Source organism: Bacillus sp. AM1(2019) (assembly GCF_009906915.1).
GTDB lineage: Bacteria > Bacillota > Bacilli > Bacillales > Bacillaceae > Bacillus > Bacillus velezensis.
In genome coordinates, this window is the sequence record NZ_CP047644.1 from 1,284,280 (window position 1) to 1,304,089 (window position 19,810).

Here is a 19,810-nt window from a genome sequence, read left to right on the forward strand (position 1 = left end):
TTCCGAAAAAGAGGAGGATCTGCATGGAAGACTTACTATTTGAATATAAACGCACGCTGAAAGAGACGAAAAAGTGGTACAAGCAGCTGGAGGAAGCCGATGAAACGGTGCTTACTTCAGAAGAACTGAAAGATAAAAAAATCATCAGAACGATCATTACAGATGTGGAATATGTCATCGAATGGCTTGAAAAAGGCCGGCAGCCCGGCATAAGAAGAGCGATAGACCGAAGAGACGCTTATCAGAGAATGCTGATTAAAGATCCGAGAATCATAGAAACCTATTCGCAGGCGCTGATGTTTGAACCGTCCGCAAATGTGACTGAAGAAGACAGAATCAGACTGCGGGACGCATTAGCCGTTTTAACGGATAGAGAAAAAGAAATGCTGCTGCTCCACAAAGCGGAATGCTTTTCATATGAACGGATCGCCGCCTTGCTGAACGTAAAGAAATCAACCGTACAGACGACGGTCAAACGGGCGCTTCTGAAAATTCAAAAACAGCAGGAACAAAGAAATCAATCGCCTGCTTCATAAGTTGTCATACGTTTGCCACCTAGAAGTGAACAGACGATCACAAAAAGCGGCCCGATTAGAAGCCGCTTTTTATTATAGACAATCATGTCGGAGGTGGCGGTGATGCCGTAGCATGAAAAACGCAAAAAGAAAACAGGCATTTACAATCTATCAGTCTCATAAAGGCCGCATCACAAATCGCGCCCTTGCCGGCAAATCAGGCGTATCCGCAAGAACGATCGGCAGATGGAAAAAAGAAGGACGCTGGGACGAGGCGCTTCATAAGAATGCGGAAAGCGGCGGAAAAAACAACCCGGGCGAAGGTGATGAGTTAAACGAACGCCAGCGGCTGTTTTGTCTTTATTATGTGAAAAGCTTTAACGCCACCCAATCTGCGATAAAAGCCGGGTATTCACCGGAAAGCGCGCATGTGACGGGAAGCAGGCTGTTAAAAAACGAAAAAGTCGCCAAAGAAATCAGCCGCATGAAAAAGGAAATGGTCAATAAAGTGTTTGTCGAAGCGATGGACGTTCTTCAAGTCTATGTGAAAATCGCTTTCGCCGACATTACCGATTATGTAACCTTCGGAAAAAAAGAGGTTCAGGCCTTCGGAAAATCAGGGCCGCTCTTTGACGAAAATGATCAGCCGATTATGCAGGAAATCAGCTACGTTGACGTTAAAGATTCGCACCTTCTGGACGGAACCATCGTCACAGAAGCAAAACTCGGAAAAGAGGGCATTGCAATAAAGCTTGCCGACAAGATGAAGGCTCTTGAAAAGCTGTCCTTGTACTTTGACCTTTTCCCTGATCAATTTAAACAAAAAATCGAAAATGAAAAATTAAAGCTGGCACAGCAGAAGATGGAAAAAACAGAAGACAGCCAAAAGCCGATTGACATTGTCATTACGCGGAAAGAGGAACGGTCATGATTGAAAAAGCGGTGAACCCGCGCTTTGAAGATTATTTGTTCAATTGGAATGAAACGTACCAATTTCTCGTCGGAGGCTACGGCTCGTCAAAAAGCTATCATACCGCGCTGAAAATCATCCTGAAGCTGCTTCGTGAAAAGCGGACGGCGCTTGTCGTGCGGGAAGTTTTCGATACGCACAGAGATTCTACGTTTGCCTTGTTTGAAGATATTATCGGGGAGCTTGAGCTGGGACATGCCGTAAAGGCCGTGTCTTCACCGATGCAGCTGAGATTTTCAAACGGAAGCCGGATTATGTTTAAAGGGATGGACAACCCGGCCAAATTGAAATCCATTCATCATATTTCACTGATTTGGATTGAAGAATGCTCTGAAGTGAAGTATGAAGGCTTTAAGGAGCTGATCGGGCGTCTGCGCCATCCCGAGCTTACGCTTCATATGATATGCACCACAAATCCCGTCGGCACCTCCAATTGGACGTACCGGCATTTTTTTCGTGATGAGCAAAAAAAACGCTTCGTATTGGATGATCAGACGCTGTATGAAAAAGGCACCGTCGTTAAGGGAGATACGTATTACCACCACTCCACAGCGTGCGATAATCTGTTTTTGCCGAAAAGCTATATTAAGCAGCTGGACAGTTTACGGCATTACGATCCCGATTTATACCGGATCGCCCGCAAAGGACAGTTCGGCGTCAATGGCATCCGCGTGTTTCCGCAGTTTCAGGTCATGGAGCACAACGAAGTAACGGAGCGGATTGCTTCCATCAGGCGCCCCCTGTTTCGGACCGGCATGGATTTCGGTTTCGAAGAGTCATACAATGCGGTCATCCGGCTTGCCGTCGATCCGGATCAAAAAGAGCTTTATATTTTCTGGGAGTATTACAAAAACAAAATGACCGATGATCAGACAGCTGAGGAGCTTCAGGAATTGGCGGATCAAAAAGAGCTGATCAAAGCGGATTCGGCTGAGCCGAAAAGCATCCAATATTTTCGCAGGCAGGGCTTTTGCATGGTTGCGGCCAAAAAGTTTCCGGGCTCAAGACTTCAGTATACAAAAAAGCTGAAACGGTTCAAACACATCTATTGCTCAGACAGCTGTCAACATACGATCCGCGAATTGCAGAACTTAACGTACGCAAAAAACAAAAACGGCGCTCTGTCGGAAGATGAGTTTTCAATTGATCCCCACACACTTTCAGCCATTTGGTATGCGCTGGATGACTATGACGCGGCGGATTTGAAAGATGCATCACAAAAACGGAGACGTCCGAATCGGGAAAGGAGGAGGTAGGCGTTGCCGAACTATCAAAACGTTAGAGCCACCGTCTTTAAATCAAAAATGGCCGCGCCGCAGGCAAGGCAGATGAACGAAGATCAATTTGCCGATCTGTACGGCGAAGACATCATTTCACCGCCCTATAATCTCATTGAACTGAAAACAATCGCCGAATACTCGACGATTCTTCAGCAGTGCATTGACGCGTATCGGGTCAATATTACGGGTTTTGGGTTTGATGTGGAATATACCTTTGATGTAAATAGCCCAGATTGCTCCCCGTCAAAAAAGGCCCGGGCCGAAAAAAACTGGATGAAGCTGGAGAGCTTTTACAAATGTCTTCATTTTGATGAATCGGCCGAGACGATCCTCGGATATGCGATAGAAGACCGCGAAAAAACGGGCAACGGTTTTCTCGAAGTGCTTCGGGACGGGGCGGGAAAACCGGCGGGGATTGAATATCTGGATGTGAAACATATGCGCGTGTGCGGTGTGACTGATCCCGTTGAAGTTACATTTTCATATGAAGAAAACGGCGCATCCAAAACGATTAAAAGGCAAAAACGGTTCCGTAAATATGTTCAGATACTGAACGGTCGGAAAGTGTTTTTTAAAGAATACGGCGATCCCCGCATGATGGACATGAGAACCGGCGAATACGTAAAGACCCTGTCTGAAGAATACCGGGCAAATGAAGCCATTCACTTAAAAATCGGCAGCGGCACTTACGGGATTCCGCGCTGGGTCGGCAATATCGTCAATCTGTACGGCGCCCGGAAAGCGGAAGAACTGAATTTTATGTATTTCAAGCAGGGCCGTCACGTGCCGGCCGCCATTACGGTTGAAAACGGCATGCTGTCAGAAGCATCGTACAAAGAGCTCCAGGATTATATGAATGACCTGGAAGGGGTGGAAAACGCCCACAAATTTCTGCTGATTGAGGCGGAAGGCATTGCGAAGGAAAAAGACCTTCACGGAGGCGAAGACATTACGCCCGTGTCTGTGGAAATTAAATCACTTGCGGAAATTCTGCAGGATGATGCGCTGTTTCTTGAATATGACGACAAAAGCAGAAATAAACTCCGTTCCGCTTTCCGTCTCCCGCCGCTTTATACGGGCGAGGCGCAGGAATACAACAAAGCCACCGCCGATACGGCACGGAAAATAACGGAGGAGCAGGTGTTTCAGCCGGAGCGGAAAACGCTGATTAATAAGCTCAACACGTTATTTTTGCCTGAACTGGGTCTCCACGATGTACAGCTCACATTGAAGGGGCCTGATTTTCGCGATCCGCTTGAAATTGCGAAGGTGCTTACGCCATTTATTTCCGCCGGCGCGGTCTCTCCTAATGACCTCCGTGATCTGGCCGGAAGAGTGCTCGGCAAGACGCTTGAGGAATGGCCTGAAGAGTACTACAGCCGGCCGGTGCTGAAAGGGAAAAAGGAGCAATCCTGAAAGGGGGTGAAAACATCTCGTGCCGAGAGAATTGAGAAATGCCGTCATCAGTTTTGTGAGCTATGTCGATAAGGCGGCGAACCAAACGGAATTCTTTTTTACAAAATCAGCCGGAGGCCTTCCGTCATTTGAAAAAAAGGTGCAGGTGTTTACAAAAAGCGAATCGGATGAGCAGAAGCTTGTTTACGGCATCGTTTACGAGCCGGATGTCCCGGATGCCCATGGCGATTATATGACGGCTGAAGAAATTGAAAAGGCCGCTCACGGTTTTTTGGCGGACGCCCGCAACATCGATACTAATCATAATTTTGAAGGCGGGACCGGCGAGGTGGTGGAGTCGTACGTCGCCCCGGATGACTTTGAAATCGGGAATGCTGTGATCCGGAAAGGATCTTGGGTGCTTGTCACCAAAGCTTCCGATGAAGTATGGGATCAGATTAAAGCCGGTATCATTACGGGCTACAGCATGGCGGGAACCGCTGACGTTTACGAAGAGCCGGCAGAAAAGCAAGCCGGCTTATTCGGCGCGGTCAAGCAATTTCTCGACCGTGACCGCAAATCAAGAAACCGCAAGGGAGAGGACTTGAACAAGATGAGAAAAGAAGACGTAAGAGAATCGATTGAACACGCGCTGCACCCGCTTTTAAAGCGGCTTGACAGCTTGGACCAAAACACGGAAGACAAAGACGGGGCGGCTGCGCCGTCTGATGAAGAAAAGCTGAAAACGCTTGTTGAGGACATGCTCGCGCCGATTATTAAACGCATTGAAGCGCTTGAAAAAGTAAGAGGCGCATCAAAGCAGCCGGAAGAAGAGACGGGCGGCCAAGAGCCTGTTAAAAAATCCATTTGGAGCGGACTGCTTTAAGCCCAGTCAGAAGGAGGAACTGTAGAGTGAGAAATCAAGATATCATCAGAAAGGCGGAAATGTCACTTTCCGCTTTAAAAAGCGGCGGTTTAATGAACCCCGCACAAGCTTCAGCATTTATCCGCATGGTGCAGAACACGCCGACCATTTTCAGCGAATCGCGTGTGATTCAAATGGAAAATGACTCGCAGAAATTTGAAAAAATCGGTTTCGGCCAGCGTATTCTGCGTGCCGCTGAGGAAGGAAAAGCCTTAACTGACGATCAGCTGACCGTCCCGGCAACAAGTACGGTGCAGCTGAATACGAAAGAAGTCATTGCGGAAATTAATATCACCTATGACACGCTTGAAAATAATATTGAAAAAGACGGCCTGCAGCAGACGATCATGCAGATTTTGGCGGAGCGGGCGGCAGTCGATATTGAGGAGCTTGTCGTAAACGGCGATACATCTTCTTCTGATCCGTACTTGGCACAGCTTGACGGAATCCGTAAGCAGACTGTATCTCACGTCATTGACGGAAACGGGGAAGAGCTGTCCAGAGCCACATTTAAAAAAGGCTTAAAAGCCATTCCGGCAAAATATTTGCGCCTGCCTCAGGAATTCAGATTTTACACATCTCAAGGCATGGAGATTGAATGGAAAGACCGTGTGGCTGACCGTCAGACCAACCTGGGGGATCTTGCGGTGCAGGGCGGTTTGTCTTCAGCATTCGGCGTTCCGGTCAAAGGAGTGTCCAATCTGCAGCCGTACTCGGTCGGAGAAGGTGACTCCCAGTACGATGCGTCTGACATCATTTTGACTCACCCGAAAAATATCATTCTCGGTTTTTCACGGAATATCCGAATCGAAGTAGATAAAGATATTCGCAGCCGCAAATTTATTATCGTACTGACGGCTAAACTTGACAGCAAATTTGAAGAAGAAGATGCAAGCGCCAAAATCGTAAACGTTAAAGAATAAGACGGAGGTGGCAGTTATGTTAATTCAGCCGTCTGACGTTGTTTCATATTCAGTTTATGATCAAGTCAAAAACAGGCCGGAGCCGCTTCTAATACAGGACATTCTGGAGGCGGAGGCGGAAGCGGCCAGAATGGCGGGGCATTCGTTCACTGACCCTATTTACTCACCGCTTCCCGAAAAGATTAAGCTTGCGTTATTAAAGCTTTCTCAATATTTTGCGCTGATCAACCAGAATGAAGCAGCCGCTTCCGCCTATCAATCTGAAAAGATAGGCGACTACTCGTATACGGTGGCAGGTGAAGGCGGAATCAGAAAACCGGCGGTGCGCCATCTGCTCTGTGAATATATCACGCCGGGTTATTCCCCGGTTTCTGCAAACGCAAAGGTGAGACCTTTATGAGCTACGAACGGTTGCTCACTGACAGATGCGATATTTATCATGAGACGGTGTCAGTTCCGAAGGCCGGACGCTTCGGGATTCCCGCCGAAAAGCTCCAGCCTGTCTTTTCTTATCCGGAAGTGCCCGACGCTGAAGACGTGCCGTGTCTGTTTGTTGAAAAACAGCAGCAGCTTATTCAGCTTGCGCCTGATCATAAGGTATATCAGCGGTTTCTCGTTCATTTTCCGAAAGAGGCCGCTGTGCGTGTCAATGACAAAATCATTTGGGAAGGACAGGCGTATATTCTGGAAATGCCGAAGAAAGCAAGACAGCACCATTGGGAGGTTATCGCTGTGAGAGATGACAGACTATGAGCATAAAAAACCTTGAGCAATGGAATCGGTCGCTGCAAAAGGCATCATCCGGAGAATTTGCCCGTCAGGCAGGCGAATGGCTGGAACAGTCAGGAGAGGATTTTCTCGACATGGTACGGGAGGAGCTTATTCATTCGGGAGGGATTGATACAGAAAACCTGCTGTCTTCTTTCCGAAAAGGAGCGCAGGATCATATATGGATCATTGAAAACGGGGGACTGACCCTTGAAATCGGCACCAATGCAGAGTACGCCTCATTCATAAATGACGGACATTGGACCGTCTCAGATGAAAATGTCAGATGGGTGCCCGGGTATTTTCAAGGCTCCCGGTTCATCTATGATCCGTCAGCTTCAACCGGAATGGCGCTCAAAAAACAGTGGATCAGCGGGAATGGGTTTTGGGACAAAGCCCTTCTTTTGTATGAAACACTCTTCGCCGAATCGCTGGACAAGCGTTTCGATCAGTGGCTTAACACGTTGGGGGGAGATATCGGATGAATCGCGAAACCGGTTCAATCGCCGCTTTTTTGTATCAGCAGTGCGGCGTGCCCGTATATGAAAATGAACTGCCTGAACAATTTCAGGTGCCATCACTATACATTCCGCCCCCATTTGTTTTTGACGAAAATGATACAGTCTCCACTTATAAGAAAACGTACAGTCTGAATGTGAAGCTGTTCCATGCCGACTCGGTGCAGGCGCTCTATGCAGCCGACCGGATCGCCGATGCGGTGAGAGAATCAAGACAGCTGATTCCGCTGCTAACGGAATCAGGGGAGGATACCGGTGATTTCGTCCGCATCAGCCGTATCGAAACAAGAGTCGGAGACAAAGGCGAGGCAGTGATCACAATCCGCTGGACGAGCCGCTACTACTATCAGAAACAAACATCTCCCGCACTGCGGGATGTGGACATTAACAGCGGGGTGAAACAAAAGTGAAACAACATAAAAAGAAAAACGCCGCAGCGGCGGAACGAGCGGTTCTTTATGACACGGCGGATTTAACAAAGCACGCGAAGGAGCTTTTCGGCGTAAAACCTGAGATTCTCCAGGGGGCTTTATTCGGCGTGAAGCAAAAACAAATGACAAAAGCGCAAGCCAAGTCTTACATTGAAGCATTTTTAACCAAGGAGGTCATGCAATAATGAACGGCGGAACATTTACGCAAGGAAAAGAAAAAGAACGTGCCGGAATCTATTTTAACTTTAAAACAACCGCCCAGGAGCGGGTATCGATCGGTGAACGCGGGATTGTCGCCCTCCCCGTCGCATCCGGTTGGGGGGAAGCGAAAACATTCGTTTCCATTTCAAGCATTGAAGATTTGAATAAAAAAGTGGGGCTCAGTATTGAAGATCCGTCACTGATTCTGCTTCGTGAGGCGAAAAAGAAAGCAAAAACCGTTTTGATGTACCGTCTGACAGAGGGAATCAGAGCGAGCGCCGATCTTTCGCAAGGTGTTAAAGCAACCGCTTTGTACGGCGGTTCAAAAGGAAATGACATCATCATCCGCATCAGTGAAAACGTCCTTGATCAGACCGCTTTCGATGTGACCACTTACATGGATGAAGCGGAAGTTGACAAACAAACGGTGAAAAAAGCCGAAGAATTAAAAGCAAACGGCTATGTCACATTCACGGGAACGGGCGAACTGTCGGCTTCCATCCCGCTGACAGGCACTGAAGAAGAATCCGGGGAAACGTTAAACCCGCAGGCAGGCATCCGTCTTGCGGGAGGAACTGATAAAGCACCGGTCAACTCAGACTATACGGATTTTTTAGCTGCGGCTGAAACGGAGAATTTCGATGTCATCGCTCTTCCTGTCGCGGAAAACGATCAGCTGAAAGCGACATTTGCCGCATTCATTAAACGCCTTCGCGATGCGCAGGGACAGAAAGTGCAAGGGGTGACCGCCCATTACAGCGGAGATTATGAAGGCATTATCAATGTTACTGAAGGTGTGCTGCTGGAAGACGGAACCGAGATTAAAGCTGAAGATGCGACCGCCTGGGTGGCAGGCGCAAGTGCCAGCGCCGCATTTAATCAATCCTTAACATTCGTTGAATACGAAGGCGCCGTCGATGTGCTGCACCGCCTGACTCATGATGAAGTGATCGAACGTCTTTCTAAAGGTGAATTCCTTTTCTCTTATGATGCCCGTGATAAGTCAGTCAGCGTTGAAAAAGATATCAACTCATTGGTGACATTTACGGCAGAGAAAAACAAAAAGTTCGCGAAAAACAAAATCGTCCGTGTGCTTGATGCGGTGAATAACGATTTGACACGTGAACTGAAAGCCTTAATTAAATCGAAAAAAGGCACGGGCAGCGATCTTCCTGCGACAAATGACGGCCTTCAATTCGTCAAAACGATGATCATTCAATATTTGACTACGCTTCAGGATGCGGGCGGCATCGCAAATTTTGATTCAGACAAAGACATTACAATCGGGCTGAATGAAGACCGCGACGGCTTTTTAATCGATCTCGCCGTACAGCCTGTGGATGCGGCAGAAAAATTCTACTTTAACGTGGAGGTAAACTAAGATGGCATTAAAAGCGCAAAACACGATTTCAGGAAAAGAAGGCCGTTTATTTCTTGACGGAGAAGAGATGGCGCATATTAAAACGTTTGAAGCAAACGTGGAAAAAAACAAATCAGAAGTAAACATCATGGGCCGCCGCATGACGGGACATAAAACAACAGGCGCCAACGGAACGGGCACGGCAACATTCTATAAGGTTACATCCAAATTCGCCGTCCTTATGATGGATTACGTCAAAAAAGGCAGCGACCCGTATTTTACGCTGCAAGCCGTTCTTGATGACAAATCATCGGGCCGCGGAACAGAACGCGTCACTCTGTATGACGTCAACTTTGATTCTGCAAAAATCGCCGGACTGGACGTAGACTCAGAAGCACTCGAAGAAGAAGTGCCGTTTACCTTTGAAGATTTCGATGTGCCGGAAAAGCTTTCTGCAACGTTTTAATTAAGATCGGTATGAGTGAAACAGGCCTTTTTACAGGCCTGTTTTTTATAAAAAAAAGTAAGGGAGTTTTCATCATGAGTGAAAAAAACGAACAAGTATATGATCTGTCATTCTTTATGCCGGGTAAAACAGTCGAGGCTGAGGAGATTCGGGTTCCGCTTTCAAAGCGCTTTGTCGATAAAAAAGGAAACATCGTGCCTTTTATTTTTAAAGCCATTACGACTGAGCGCATTGACGAACTGGAGAAGGAAAGCACGACATATAAAAATGTGAAGGGCAGAGGCCGCGTAAAAGACTTAGACAGCCAGCGCTTTTATGCGCGGATCGCGGTTGAATCTACGATTTACCCTGATTTCCGTTCTAAGGAGCTCCGCGACGCTTACAAAACGGCAGATCCGGTCGAGGTGGCAAAACGCGTTCTTTCAGTCGGCGGTGAGTATGCAAATTGGCTGAATAAAGCGATTGAGATCAACGGTTTTGAAGATGAATTAGAAGATCTGGAGCAAGAAGCAAAAAACTGATAAAAGATGGGAATAAGGAAGCCGTGTATCTCTATTACGCGATGCATGAGCTTCATTATTCTCCATCAGAACTGAAAGAGTTATATGAAGCACCGAGACATTTTAAGGCGCTGTTGTACGGTTTAATCGGTTACAAGCTGGACATTCTTGAAAAACAAGCGAAGAAAGGGGGAGCGACATCATGGCAAAGCTGACCGCCCGTTTTGAATTGGAAGATCGGGTTTCAAAGAAAATAAGGAAAATCCAAAATGGCTTCAGAGCGCTTGAGAAATACAGGAAAATGACAAAACGCCAAAGTGAAATTGATATACGCAAAGAGAGTAAATCTGTTTTAAGAACAATTGACCGCATCCAGCGCTCTATGAAAAGAAAGCTGGGCGCACAAATGATCTCTATTTCAGCTGAAGACGGAGCCAGTGCCGTCATTCAAAAGGTGCAAACCCAATTAGCGGGTCTGCCTGCGTCTTTAACCATTAAAATAGGAGCAAAAGACAGCGCGACAGCGGCATTTGAGAGATTGCGGGATCTGGCTGCCGGTTTTAAAGGATTTACCGTTTCACTGTATGCGTCAGACGAAGTGACCCCTGCCATGGAACGTATCAAACGCTATATGCAATCTGCGTTAAAGAACGGGTACTCTGTCACTATACGCGTCATAGATCACGTCATGAAAACAGTCGGCCGAATTTCAGCGGGCATTGATTCGCTGACGGGAAAAAACAATGTCATTCAATTATCGTTAAACGAAAAGGTGACAGCACAGCTGGCTGCAATGCAAAAGAATATGCCGGACGTCGGAAAAGCTTCTGCATCTGCTGCTCCTGCTTCGCCGAAAAACGATTTTTCAATGCTTGACTCCATTGCAGACACCTTCATGAAAAAAGTCAATGACATCGCATCCAAATTTTATCCGGAAACAATCATAGCGGAACTGGATAAATTCGCTGCAAGCTTTATGAAGAAAGCGGACGAAATCGCAAGCAAATTCAGCCCGGAGACGATTTTAGCAGAATTGGACAAGTTCACGAGCTCATTCATGGGAAAAGTGGACGAGATCGCAAGCAAATTCAGCCCGGCAACGATATTAGCCGAATTGGACAAGTTCACGACATCATTCATGGGGAAAGTAGACGAAATCGCAAGCAAATTCAGCCCGGAGACGATTTTAGCCGAACTGGACAAGTTCACGAGCTCATTCATGGGAAAAGTGGACGAGATCGCAAGCAAATTCAGCCCGGCAACGATATTAGCCGAACTGGACAAGTTCACAACGTCATTCATGGGAAAAGTAGACGAAATCGCGAGCAAATTCAGCCCGGAGACGATTTTAGCAGAATTGGACAAGTTCACGAGCTCATTCATGGGAAAAGTAGACGAAATCGCAAGCAAATTCAGCCCGGAGACGATTTTAGCAGAGCTGGATAAGTTCACAACATCATTCATGGGAAAAGTAGACGAAATCGCGAGCAAATTCAGCCCGGCAACAATTTTAACCGAACTGGATAAGTTCACAACGTCATTCATGGGAAAAGTGGACGAGATCGCAAGTAAATTCAGCCCTGCAACGATTTTGGCAGAGCTGGATAAGTTTACAACATCATTCATGGGAAAAGTAGACGAAATCGCAAGCAAATTCAGCCCGGAGACGATTTTAGCAGAGCTGGACAAATTCGCTGATTCGTTTATGAAAAAAGTAGACGGGGTCGTGAGTAAATTCAGTCCGGAAGCCATATTGAAAGAACTGGATAAATTCACTGATTCATTTATGAAAAAGATAGATGACGTTGTCAGCAAATTCAGTCCGGAGACCATACTGAAAGAACTGGATCATTTTACTGATTCGTTTATGAAGAAAGTCGACGACGTTGTCGGCAAATTCAGTCCTGATAAGCTAATCGACCGCGCCGAACAATTTGTAAATGACACGATTGACCGAATTTCTGAGAAATTCGATTTTCTCAATCCGGATAAGATTTTGGAAAAAGTGGAGCAGTTTACATCCTCACTGTTCGGAGGCATTGATAAAAAGTTCGGCAAATTCAGTCCTGATGCGATCATCGAAAAAGCCGAGGCATTTGTTGATAAAATTGTCAGCAAGATTGCCAAGAAATTTGAGAAATTCAGCCCGGACAAAATCATCGAAAAAGCCGGGGAATTAATAGAAAAAATATTTTCAGGAATCGCTGAAAAATTAGGCAAACTCAATATCGGCGGATTATTAGGAGGCGGCACGAAAAAAGAAAAGAGTAAGGGCGGCCTTACTGCCGGCGGCTCCAACGGCCCGAAGCGTCCTGATCTTGCAAAGGGTTCACAGCGCACGGTAACAGCGCCAAAATCTTCAGGAAAGTCAGCCAAAAAAACCGGCGGGGCTTTTGGGGGATGCTGCTGCTGTACCGGAGTGACGAGGGGCAAAAGCAGTAAAGTCGAAGGGCGAAATAAATCCTCGAAAAGAGGTTCCTCCGTAAAGGAAAGCAAACAGGCATCCGTAAACACGCCGAAAACAAAAGGGGCAGGTAAAGGCATCGGCGCGCTTTTGAAAGGCTTGGGAGATTCAAAGGCGCTAAAAGGCGGTATGAAAGGGTTAAAAGGTGCCGCTAAAGGAATTCCCGGCATAGGTGAATTGTTATCACTTACTGATTTAGCCGGCATCAATAAAGATAATGCAGGAGAGAAGGTCGGCTCAGCAGGCGGCGGTCTTGCCGGAGCCGCGGCCGGAGCGGCAATTGGCAGCGTTGTTCCCGGAGTGGGCACATTAATCGGCGGCGCGGTAGGCGGCATCGCCGGCAGTTTAGGCGGTTCCAGCTTGGGAGAGGCCTTTGATTCAGGAGCTTTGAAAGACACGTGGAATGATATTTCCAAAGCGGCGCAAAGTGCTTGGACAACAATACAAGATACTTGGGGAAGCGTTTCATCCTGGTTCATGGAAAATGTATGGACGCCGGTTTCATCAGCTGTCGTCGGAGTGGCGACAAGCATCTGGTCAAATATCGTGAATGCGTGGACGACGATTCAAGGGATTTTCAGCACGGTGTCATCCTGGTTCATGGAAAATGTATGGACGCCGGTTTCATCGGCTGTCGTCGGAGTGGCAACCAGCATCTGGTCAAATATCGTGAATGCGTGGACGACGATTCAAGGTGTCTTCAGCACAGTATCCGGCTGGTTTATGAGCACGGTGTGGGAGCCCGTAAAATCGGCTGTCGTCGGAGTGGCGACGTCCATTTGGAGTAAAATCACAGGAGCTTGGGATAAAATTAAATCTGTTTTCAGTACGGTTTCCGGCTGGTTCATGGATACTGTCTGGAATCCGGTGAAAGACATGGTGAAAAATGTCGGTAAAGGAATATCAGATGCTTTCCAGACTGCTTTAGATACGGTAAAGGATATATGGAAAGGGTTAAGCGGATGGTTTGAGAAACATATAAAAGAACCTCTTGTAAAAGTGGGAACAGCCATATCAGATGCTTTTTCTGCAGCATTCGACTGGGTGAAAAAGATTTGGGATAAAACCGGCGGCAAAATGATTTCAGGCATAATGAACTTTGTCACAGGAGGCGGCGGAGATAAAAAGAAAAAACCGGACAAAAACGCCACAGGAGGCTACATTACAAAGCCGACCATTTCCTGGATTGGTGAAGCCGGTAAAGAATTTGTCATTCCCGTCGACAACAATCGCGGACGCGGAAAGATGCTGCTTTCACAAGCTGCGTCTAAGCTCGGCATGCGTGTTGTCGATGATATGGGCGCGGCTTCGGCTCAGTCTTCTGCTGTTCCGGCGGGAGCGGGCGGTGTTTCTTCTTCTGCATCTGTGTCGGCCGCAGCGTCTGTGGATTCTTCCGGATTTGCCGGGACGGCTTCATCACTCGGCAAACAGTTTACTGAAGGCTTTGACAGCGGAATCAGCAAAAAAGCGGTGGATATGGACGGCTGGAAGGAAAAAAACATCGGAACGCCGTTCAATGCCCTCATTTCGTCTTCATCCGGTTACGGAAAGCAAGTCGTTGCGGGCTATGCCAAAGGTCAGAATACTTCGCCGACGGGCACCGATTCATTTTTAAAAACAAAGGTGAAAACACCTTATCAATCGGCGGTTAATCAATCGTCATCATGGGGCGCCGCAACGGTGAAAGGATATTCGGCCGGACAGAATGCAAAAGATACGGGAACGTCGCAATACGTAAGCACACATATCAATAAACCGTTTGTGCAATCAAGAGATTCCGCGAACGGCTGGGGGTCAGGCCTGATCGGACACTTCGTATCAGGGATGACTGCAAAAGGAAGCGAAGTCAAACAGGCGGCCAAAGATATGGCCAAAAAAGTCGAGGACGCATTCAGGGAAGAGCTTGATATTCACTCTCCTTCCCGTGTCATGATGAGCCTCGGGCGCTTTGCTTCAGTCGGCGTCGTCAAAGGGCTTGGCTCAGTTGACGTGAAAAAATACGCCGAAAAACAGGCAGGCTCGCTAGCAGCAGCCTTTTCCGGCATGGGTGCAGCGGGAGGAAGCGTCAAAGAGTGGCTTTTGGCCGCAATGAAAGCAACCAATACGCCGATCAGCTGGCTTCCGGGATTAATGACGATCGCACAGCATGAGTCAGGCGGCAACCCTAATTCCATTAATCTATGGGACAGCAACGCCAAAGCCGGACACCCGTCACAGGGGCTTATGCAGACGATTCCGAGCACCTTTGAAGATCACAAAGCGCCGGGCATGAATGATATCAGAAATCCAATTCACAACGCCGCTGCCGCTATCGGCTATATTAAAAGCCGATACGGCTCGATCAGCAATGTCCCCGGGATTAAAAGTATGGCTCATGGAGGCCCTTACGTCGGTTATGCCAATGGGGGTCTGATTACCAAGGAGCAGATCGCCCGTGTCGGCGAAGGGAACAAACGGGAGTGGATCATCCCTGAAGAGCGGGGCATCCGGGGCCGTTATCTGCTGCAAAAAGCCGCTCAAGCGCTCGGCATGGAAGTGTCCGATCCGTCCCAGACGGAACCGGCGGCGCTTTCAGCCGGCACGGTTTCCGCAGCCGTTAAAGGCGGCGGACAAACCGTTCAAAAAACGGGAACAAAAGAAATTAAAATCGAATTCAGCGGCGATCAGCATTTCCATAACGGACAGGACGCCGACAGCCTCGCCGCCAAAATCAAACAGGCGCTGATTGATGAACTGCAAAAAGACATTTATACCGGAGCAAAGGGGGCCGTTGCTTTTGACTAAATCTGTTTACGAATTTTGGCTGTCCCAGGGGAAGGACAAGCTCCGGCTTCCCGTTCTCCCTGAAGCGATTGATATCGCAAACAGCGTGCAGAATGATTCCGTGAAAGTCACCGGACTTGGAGAGGTGACGTTTATCGAAGAACCGGGAGCGAAAGAAATTTCGTTCTCTTCTTTTTTTCCGAAACGGTACAGCCCGATTGCCGAATATCAAAGCATCCCTTCGCCGGAAAAAGCCATTTCAGCCATTGAAGCATGGATGAAAGCGAAAAAACCCGTTCAGTTTTTGATTACAGGAACAAAAATCAATGTCACATGCAGCATTGAAAGCTTTAATTACAGCGAAGGTGACAATGAAATCGGCGACCGGAATTTTGATATCGTACTGAAAGAATATAAAACCGCTTCGCCAAGAAAAATCAAACAAAAGAAAAAAACGAAAGCGAAGCGCCCGTCCAAAGCCTCACCCAAAACATATACCGTCAAAAAAGGGGATACGCTTTGGGACATCGCCGGCAAATTTTACGGAAACCATACGGAGTGGCGGAAAATCTGGAACGCGAATAAAACCGCCATGATTAAGCGCAGCAAACGGAATATCCGGCAGCCGGGGCATTGGATCTTCCCGGGGCAGAAGCTGAAGATACCGCAATGAAACGGGTGAAAAGATGATTGAACTATTTGTCATAAAAGAAACGGAGTGGCTCGAGCTTGTCACAGAAAGCGTCACGCTGGAAGGACACAGATATCAGGCGCCCCGCTCCATCGAAGCGACGATTGTCGTAAAGCAGGGCAGCCAGACGTATTACGGTGTATCGGAGGGGGATACGGTTTTGTTCAAATGGAACGGAAAAGAACTGTTCCGCGGCGTTGTTTTTGCAAGAACGCCCGATGAGCATACCGTCGCCTTCACCGCATACGATATGCTCCAATATCTTGTGAAAAACCAGGACGTTTACGTGTTTTCCAACAAGCGCGCCGATCAAATATTGAAAAGGATCGCCAGCGATTTTCAAATTCCCGTCACATCCATTGCCAACACAGGCCATACCATTAAATCACTCGTTTTTAAAAATGATACAAGCCTTTACGATATGATGCTAAAAGCGTTAAAGCAGACAAAAAGCCAGACGGGGCGCAATTATCAGCTCTATTCAGAAAAAGGCAGGCTCGGCTTGCGTGAATGGCCGGAGCCGTCTGACATATGGGTGCTGGAAACAGGAGTTAATATCACAGGGTATCAATACAGCACCTCAATTGATGACACCGCAACCCGTGTCGTCATGCGGCTGCAAAAAGACAATAAAACGATAAAGGCTTCCGCGTCAGACAGCGCGGGCATGAAAACATTCGGCGTTTTGCAGTATACCGAAACGGTTTCTGACGACATTAACGAAGCCCAGCTGAAACAGCGCGCAAAAGTGAAGCAGGCTGAGAAAAAAGGCGTTAAGAAAGAGCTGAAAAATATACAGGCGATCGGTATTCCCGGGTTGGAAAGCGGATTGCCTGTCTATATCTCAATTCCGGAAATCGGGCTGAAGAAAACCTATTATGTAGATACGGACCGCCATGAATTCCAAGGAACAAAACATACTATGACGATTGACGTCACGGAGAAAAATTCACTTCCGGAGGGGACATCCTGATGAGATTAAGTGATGCCATTAAACATTTAGCCGTCGGAGCGGTTGACGCCGAAGCGCCGGTGGAGCTGATGCCGGCCGAAGTGACCTCCGTTTCGCCGCTCGAGCTGAAACTGAAAGATCACGACAAACTTTTGATTCCGTCTGATGCACTTATTGTGCCGAAGCGGCTGAGATCCGGAGAAGATGATCAGCTCCAGGCGGGAGATCGGGTGATGACCGCCGCTTTAACAGGAGGACAGTCTTTCTTTGTACTGGACAAAATGTAACCGGCATCCGGACGGAAATGTACCAGAATATCAGCCTATTAAAGCCGCTTCATCATCCGAAGAGGGCTTTTTTACATGATCAAATCTAAAAGGAGCGGGTGCAATGGCCCTGACACCGGAAATCGAATTTGAAGATTTGGAGGATGCGAGTGAGGCCGTTGAGACTTCACAAACCTACCGAATTGATTTTGAAAACAACCGGATTACCAATGAACTGATAAACGGACTGGACGCAATCAGACAATTCGTCTATATCGCTCTTCACACAGAACGGTATTCATATTCGGTTTTCAGCCATGATATCGGAAATGAACTGCAGGAAGTGCTTTCAGATCAGAACACGACGGATGCTTATAAAAAAATGGAGATTCCAAGACTGATAGAAGAAGCCTTGCTGTATGATGACCGTATTTTGGCCGTTACCAATTTTGAGATTGAGAAAAAAGATGATGCCTTCACCGTCTCTTTTACCGTTGAAACTGATGAGGGCATGCTTGAGATAGAGGAGGTGCTGGGTGAGGATGTTTGAAGCTCAGACGTTTGACGACATTATGGACAGAATGCTGGCGCGCATTACGGCGGATATTGATACAAGAGAAGGGAGCGTCATTTACAATGCGCTCGCGCCTGCGGCCGCTGAGCTCGCAAAGTCTTATATTTGGCTTGATACCGTGCTGGAACTCGTGTTTTCCGATACGGCTCAGGGAGAATTTCTGGACAGGCGTGCTGCTGAAGCGGGAATTGAACGAACACCTGCCACAAAAGCGGTCAGAGCCGGAGAATTCACAGCGGGCATCACCATTCCGCCAGGCTCCCGTTTCTTCGTTGATAACCTGTATTTTCAATATACGGGGGATGGAACGCTTGAATGTGAAACAGCCGGTGAAGCGGGTAATGCCGGCATTTCAGGGCAAAACCTGCTGCCGCTTGATACGATACCCGGGCTTGAGAAAGCAGTCATGCGCGATATATTAATTCCCGGCCGTGAGGAAGAAGATGACAACAGCTTAAGGGCGCGCTATTTTACCCGTGTCCGCCGGGAAGCAGTCAGCGCAAATAAACAGCATTATAAACAATGGGCCGAAGAGGTTGACGGCGTCGGCAGGGCGAAAATCTTCCCGCTTTGGAACGGTGCCGGAACGGTGAAGGTTGTCATCACAAATGCGAATTTGGAACCGGCATCAGATATTCTGATCAAGAAAGTAAAGGATTATATTGATCCGGACGAAGGGCAGGGAGAAGGACAGGCGCCGATCGGAGCGGCAGTAACGGTGGAAAGCGCCGTATGGAAGGAAATCGAAATCTCCGCTTCCGTGCTGCCTGAGCTGAATAGCTCGATCGATGACGTAAAAGCGGAGATTGAAAAAGGCGTCCTGAATTTATTTAAGAAAATGGCCTTCGAAGAAAACACCGTCCGTTTATCACAAATAAACAACATCGTTTATAACTCGGCATCCGTCAGTGACTACGCCGATATCAAAATGAACGGTGCGGCGGAAAACCTCGTGCTCAGTGATGTGGAAATCCCTAAACTCAAAGAGGTGACAATCCTTGAGCAGACTCGATGAGATGACGGCGTACCTCCCGCCGTTTTTAACCCGATTAAAGGAGATGGCACAACTGCTTGAGGCGGAAGTTCCTGAGTTTGAGCGGCAGAATAACGATATTTTCGATTTAACGGATCAGCTCTTTATCACGACGGCGACGTGGGGGCTTGACCGCTGGGAAAAAATATTAAAAATACCGCGGGAATCAGGTGACACGGAGGATATGAGACGGCTCAGGCTGATTTCGAAGATGTCGAATATTCCGCCCATCACACATCAAGCGATCGAGCAGGCGCTAAACCGTTTTTTAAAACATCCGTCAGCTTACGTTCGGATGTTTCCGGGGCAGTATCGTTTTTATGCCGATATCGGGCTTGATGATCTGCAGCACATGAACGAGCTGATTGAAACGCTTGAAAAAATCAAACCCGCTCATTTGGCGTATACACTGAGAGCCGCATTAAACGAAACACTGGAAATCAAAGACCGGGTCATTCTCAACAATCGGAGATACCGAAAAGTCAGTGAACTGAAGGTCGGTTATTCCGTCACACTCAACAATAACGAGGTGGTCTTACCATGATATCAGCCGCTTACAGACAGCGTGCCGCAGCCGATCTGAAAAACAGGATCACAAAAGTGCTGTTAAACGGCAAAGAAACTCCGATTGCGGTTATTTCCGTAAAAGATGCCGCAGTCACCGTTCTCACACGCAGGGAAGAAGACGTCAAACACATTGAAACCGTGCAGATGCTTGACGAAACAGGAAGCGTCATCACAGAACGAAAAACAAATTTAGATCTCAGCAATAACAGAACGCTTGATTTAAGATTTACCTTTGAGGTGGTGTAACG

General features: G+C 47.6%; 23 protein-coding genes. All 23 read left to right on the plus strand.

Features of this window, described 5'->3' with window-relative positions; translation table 11 throughout:
* Positions 1-23: 23 nt before the first annotated feature.
* Positions 24-536 carry a sigma-70 family RNA polymerase sigma factor gene (locus GNE05_RS06715; RefSeq protein ID WP_012117362.1) on the plus strand — a complete coding sequence of 171 codons (513 nt, stop codon included), beginning with the start codon at positions 24-26 and terminating at the stop codon, positions 534-536.
* 112 nt (positions 537-648) lie between these two features.
* Positions 649-1,446 (plus strand): terminase small subunit, encoded by a 798-nt coding sequence (locus GNE05_RS06720; RefSeq protein ID WP_053573484.1) that lies wholly within the window; start codon positions 649-651, stop codon positions 1,444-1,446.
* Positions 1,443-2,741 carry a PBSX family phage terminase large subunit gene (locus tag GNE05_RS06725; RefSeq protein ID WP_160182598.1) on the plus strand — a complete coding sequence of 433 codons (1,299 nt, stop codon included), beginning with the start codon at positions 1,443-1,445 and terminating at the stop codon, positions 2,739-2,741. Before GNE05_RS06720 ends, GNE05_RS06725 begins: the two co-directional genes overlap by 4 nt.
* Before the next feature lie 48 nt (positions 2,742-2,789).
* Positions 2,790-4,181: a phage portal protein gene (locus GNE05_RS06730; protein WP_160183197.1), complete on the plus strand. Its 1,392-nt coding sequence runs from the start codon at positions 2,790-2,792 to the stop codon at positions 4,179-4,181.
* A gap of 19 nt (positions 4,182-4,200) precedes the next feature.
* A complete protein-coding gene (locus tag GNE05_RS06735) occupies positions 4,201-5,046 on the plus strand; it encodes an XkdF-like putative serine protease domain-containing protein (protein WP_007407275.1) in 846 nt (281 codons plus the stop codon).
* A 26-nt stretch (positions 5,047-5,072) separates the two neighbouring features.
* The gene (locus GNE05_RS06740) at positions 5,073-6,008 is read left to right on the plus strand and encodes a phage major capsid protein (RefSeq protein WP_007407274.1); all 936 of its coding nucleotides are present in this window, start codon (positions 5,073-5,075) and stop codon (positions 6,006-6,008) included.
* A gap of 16 nt (positions 6,009-6,024) precedes the next feature.
* The gene (gene yqbG, locus GNE05_RS06745) at positions 6,025-6,408 is read left to right on the plus strand and encodes a protein YqbG (RefSeq protein ID WP_015417287.1); all 384 of its coding nucleotides are present in this window, start codon (positions 6,025-6,027) and stop codon (positions 6,406-6,408) included.
* Positions 6,405-6,761: a DUF3599 family protein gene (locus tag GNE05_RS06750; RefSeq protein WP_007407272.1), complete on the plus strand. Its 357-nt coding sequence runs from the start codon at positions 6,405-6,407 to the stop codon at positions 6,759-6,761. Before yqbG ends, GNE05_RS06750 begins: the two co-directional genes overlap by 4 nt.
* A complete protein-coding gene (locus tag GNE05_RS06755; protein ID WP_160182599.1) occupies positions 6,758-7,261 on the plus strand; it encodes an HK97 gp10 family phage protein in 504 nt (167 codons plus the stop codon). The genes GNE05_RS06750 and GNE05_RS06755 overlap by 4 nt, the downstream gene beginning before the upstream one ends.
* Entirely contained in the window at positions 7,258-7,704 is a 447-nt protein-coding gene (locus GNE05_RS06760; protein WP_029973074.1) for a hypothetical protein, read from the plus strand. Before GNE05_RS06755 ends, GNE05_RS06760 begins: the two co-directional genes overlap by 4 nt.
* Complete coding sequence (locus tag GNE05_RS06765) at positions 7,701-7,910, plus strand: YqzN/YkzM domain-containing protein (protein ID WP_007610809.1); 210 nt, start codon at positions 7,701-7,703, stop codon at positions 7,908-7,910. The genes GNE05_RS06760 and GNE05_RS06765 overlap by 4 nt, the downstream gene beginning before the upstream one ends.
* On the plus strand, positions 7,910-9,307 hold the full coding sequence (locus GNE05_RS06770; protein ID WP_007610810.1) for a phage tail sheath family protein: 1,398 nt from the start codon (positions 7,910-7,912) through the stop codon (positions 9,305-9,307). Before GNE05_RS06765 ends, GNE05_RS06770 begins: the two co-directional genes overlap by 1 nt.
* A gap of 1 nt (position 9,308) precedes the next feature.
* The gene (locus GNE05_RS06775) at positions 9,309-9,752 is read left to right on the plus strand and encodes a phage tail tube protein (protein WP_160182600.1); all 444 of its coding nucleotides are present in this window, start codon (positions 9,309-9,311) and stop codon (positions 9,750-9,752) included.
* 74 nt (positions 9,753-9,826) lie between these two features.
* A complete protein-coding gene (locus GNE05_RS06780) occupies positions 9,827-10,273 on the plus strand; it encodes a phage tail assembly chaperone (RefSeq protein ID WP_003154836.1) in 447 nt (148 codons plus the stop codon).
* 41 nt (positions 10,274-10,314) lie between these two features.
* Positions 10,315-10,467, plus strand: coding sequence for a hypothetical protein (locus tag GNE05_RS06785; protein WP_015239684.1), 153 nt, complete (start codon positions 10,315-10,317; stop codon positions 10,465-10,467).
* Positions 10,455-15,500, plus strand: coding sequence for a transglycosylase SLT domain-containing protein (locus tag GNE05_RS06790; RefSeq protein ID WP_160182601.1), 5,046 nt, complete (start codon positions 10,455-10,457; stop codon positions 15,498-15,500). Before GNE05_RS06785 ends, GNE05_RS06790 begins: the two co-directional genes overlap by 13 nt.
* Positions 15,493-16,152 (plus strand): LysM peptidoglycan-binding domain-containing protein, encoded by a 660-nt coding sequence (locus GNE05_RS06795; RefSeq protein WP_025284610.1) that lies wholly within the window; start codon positions 15,493-15,495, stop codon positions 16,150-16,152. Before GNE05_RS06790 ends, GNE05_RS06795 begins: the two co-directional genes overlap by 8 nt.
* Before the next feature lie 13 nt (positions 16,153-16,165).
* Positions 16,166-17,143, plus strand: a complete 978-nt coding sequence (locus GNE05_RS06800) for an XkdQ/YqbQ family protein (protein ID WP_015239687.1) — start codon at positions 16,166-16,168, stop codon at positions 17,141-17,143.
* Complete coding sequence (locus GNE05_RS06805; RefSeq protein WP_160182602.1) at positions 17,143-17,409, plus strand: DUF2577 family protein; 267 nt, start codon at positions 17,143-17,145, stop codon at positions 17,407-17,409. Before GNE05_RS06800 ends, GNE05_RS06805 begins: the two co-directional genes overlap by 1 nt.
* Positions 17,410-17,512: 103 nt before the next feature.
* Positions 17,513-17,938: a DUF2634 domain-containing protein gene (locus tag GNE05_RS06810; protein WP_020955689.1), complete on the plus strand. Its 426-nt coding sequence runs from the start codon at positions 17,513-17,515 to the stop codon at positions 17,936-17,938.
* Entirely contained in the window at positions 17,931-18,977 is a 1,047-nt protein-coding gene (locus GNE05_RS06815; RefSeq protein WP_095271611.1) for a baseplate J/gp47 family protein, read from the plus strand. The genes GNE05_RS06810 and GNE05_RS06815 overlap by 8 nt, the downstream gene beginning before the upstream one ends.
* Positions 18,961-19,539, plus strand: coding sequence for a putative phage tail protein (locus tag GNE05_RS06820; protein WP_021493825.1), 579 nt, complete (start codon positions 18,961-18,963; stop codon positions 19,537-19,539). Before GNE05_RS06815 ends, GNE05_RS06820 begins: the two co-directional genes overlap by 17 nt.
* Positions 19,536-19,808 (plus strand): hypothetical protein, encoded by a 273-nt coding sequence (locus tag GNE05_RS06825; protein ID WP_160182603.1) that lies wholly within the window; start codon positions 19,536-19,538, stop codon positions 19,806-19,808. Before GNE05_RS06820 ends, GNE05_RS06825 begins: the two co-directional genes overlap by 4 nt.
* The last annotated feature ends 2 nt before the right edge of the window (positions 19,809-19,810 follow it).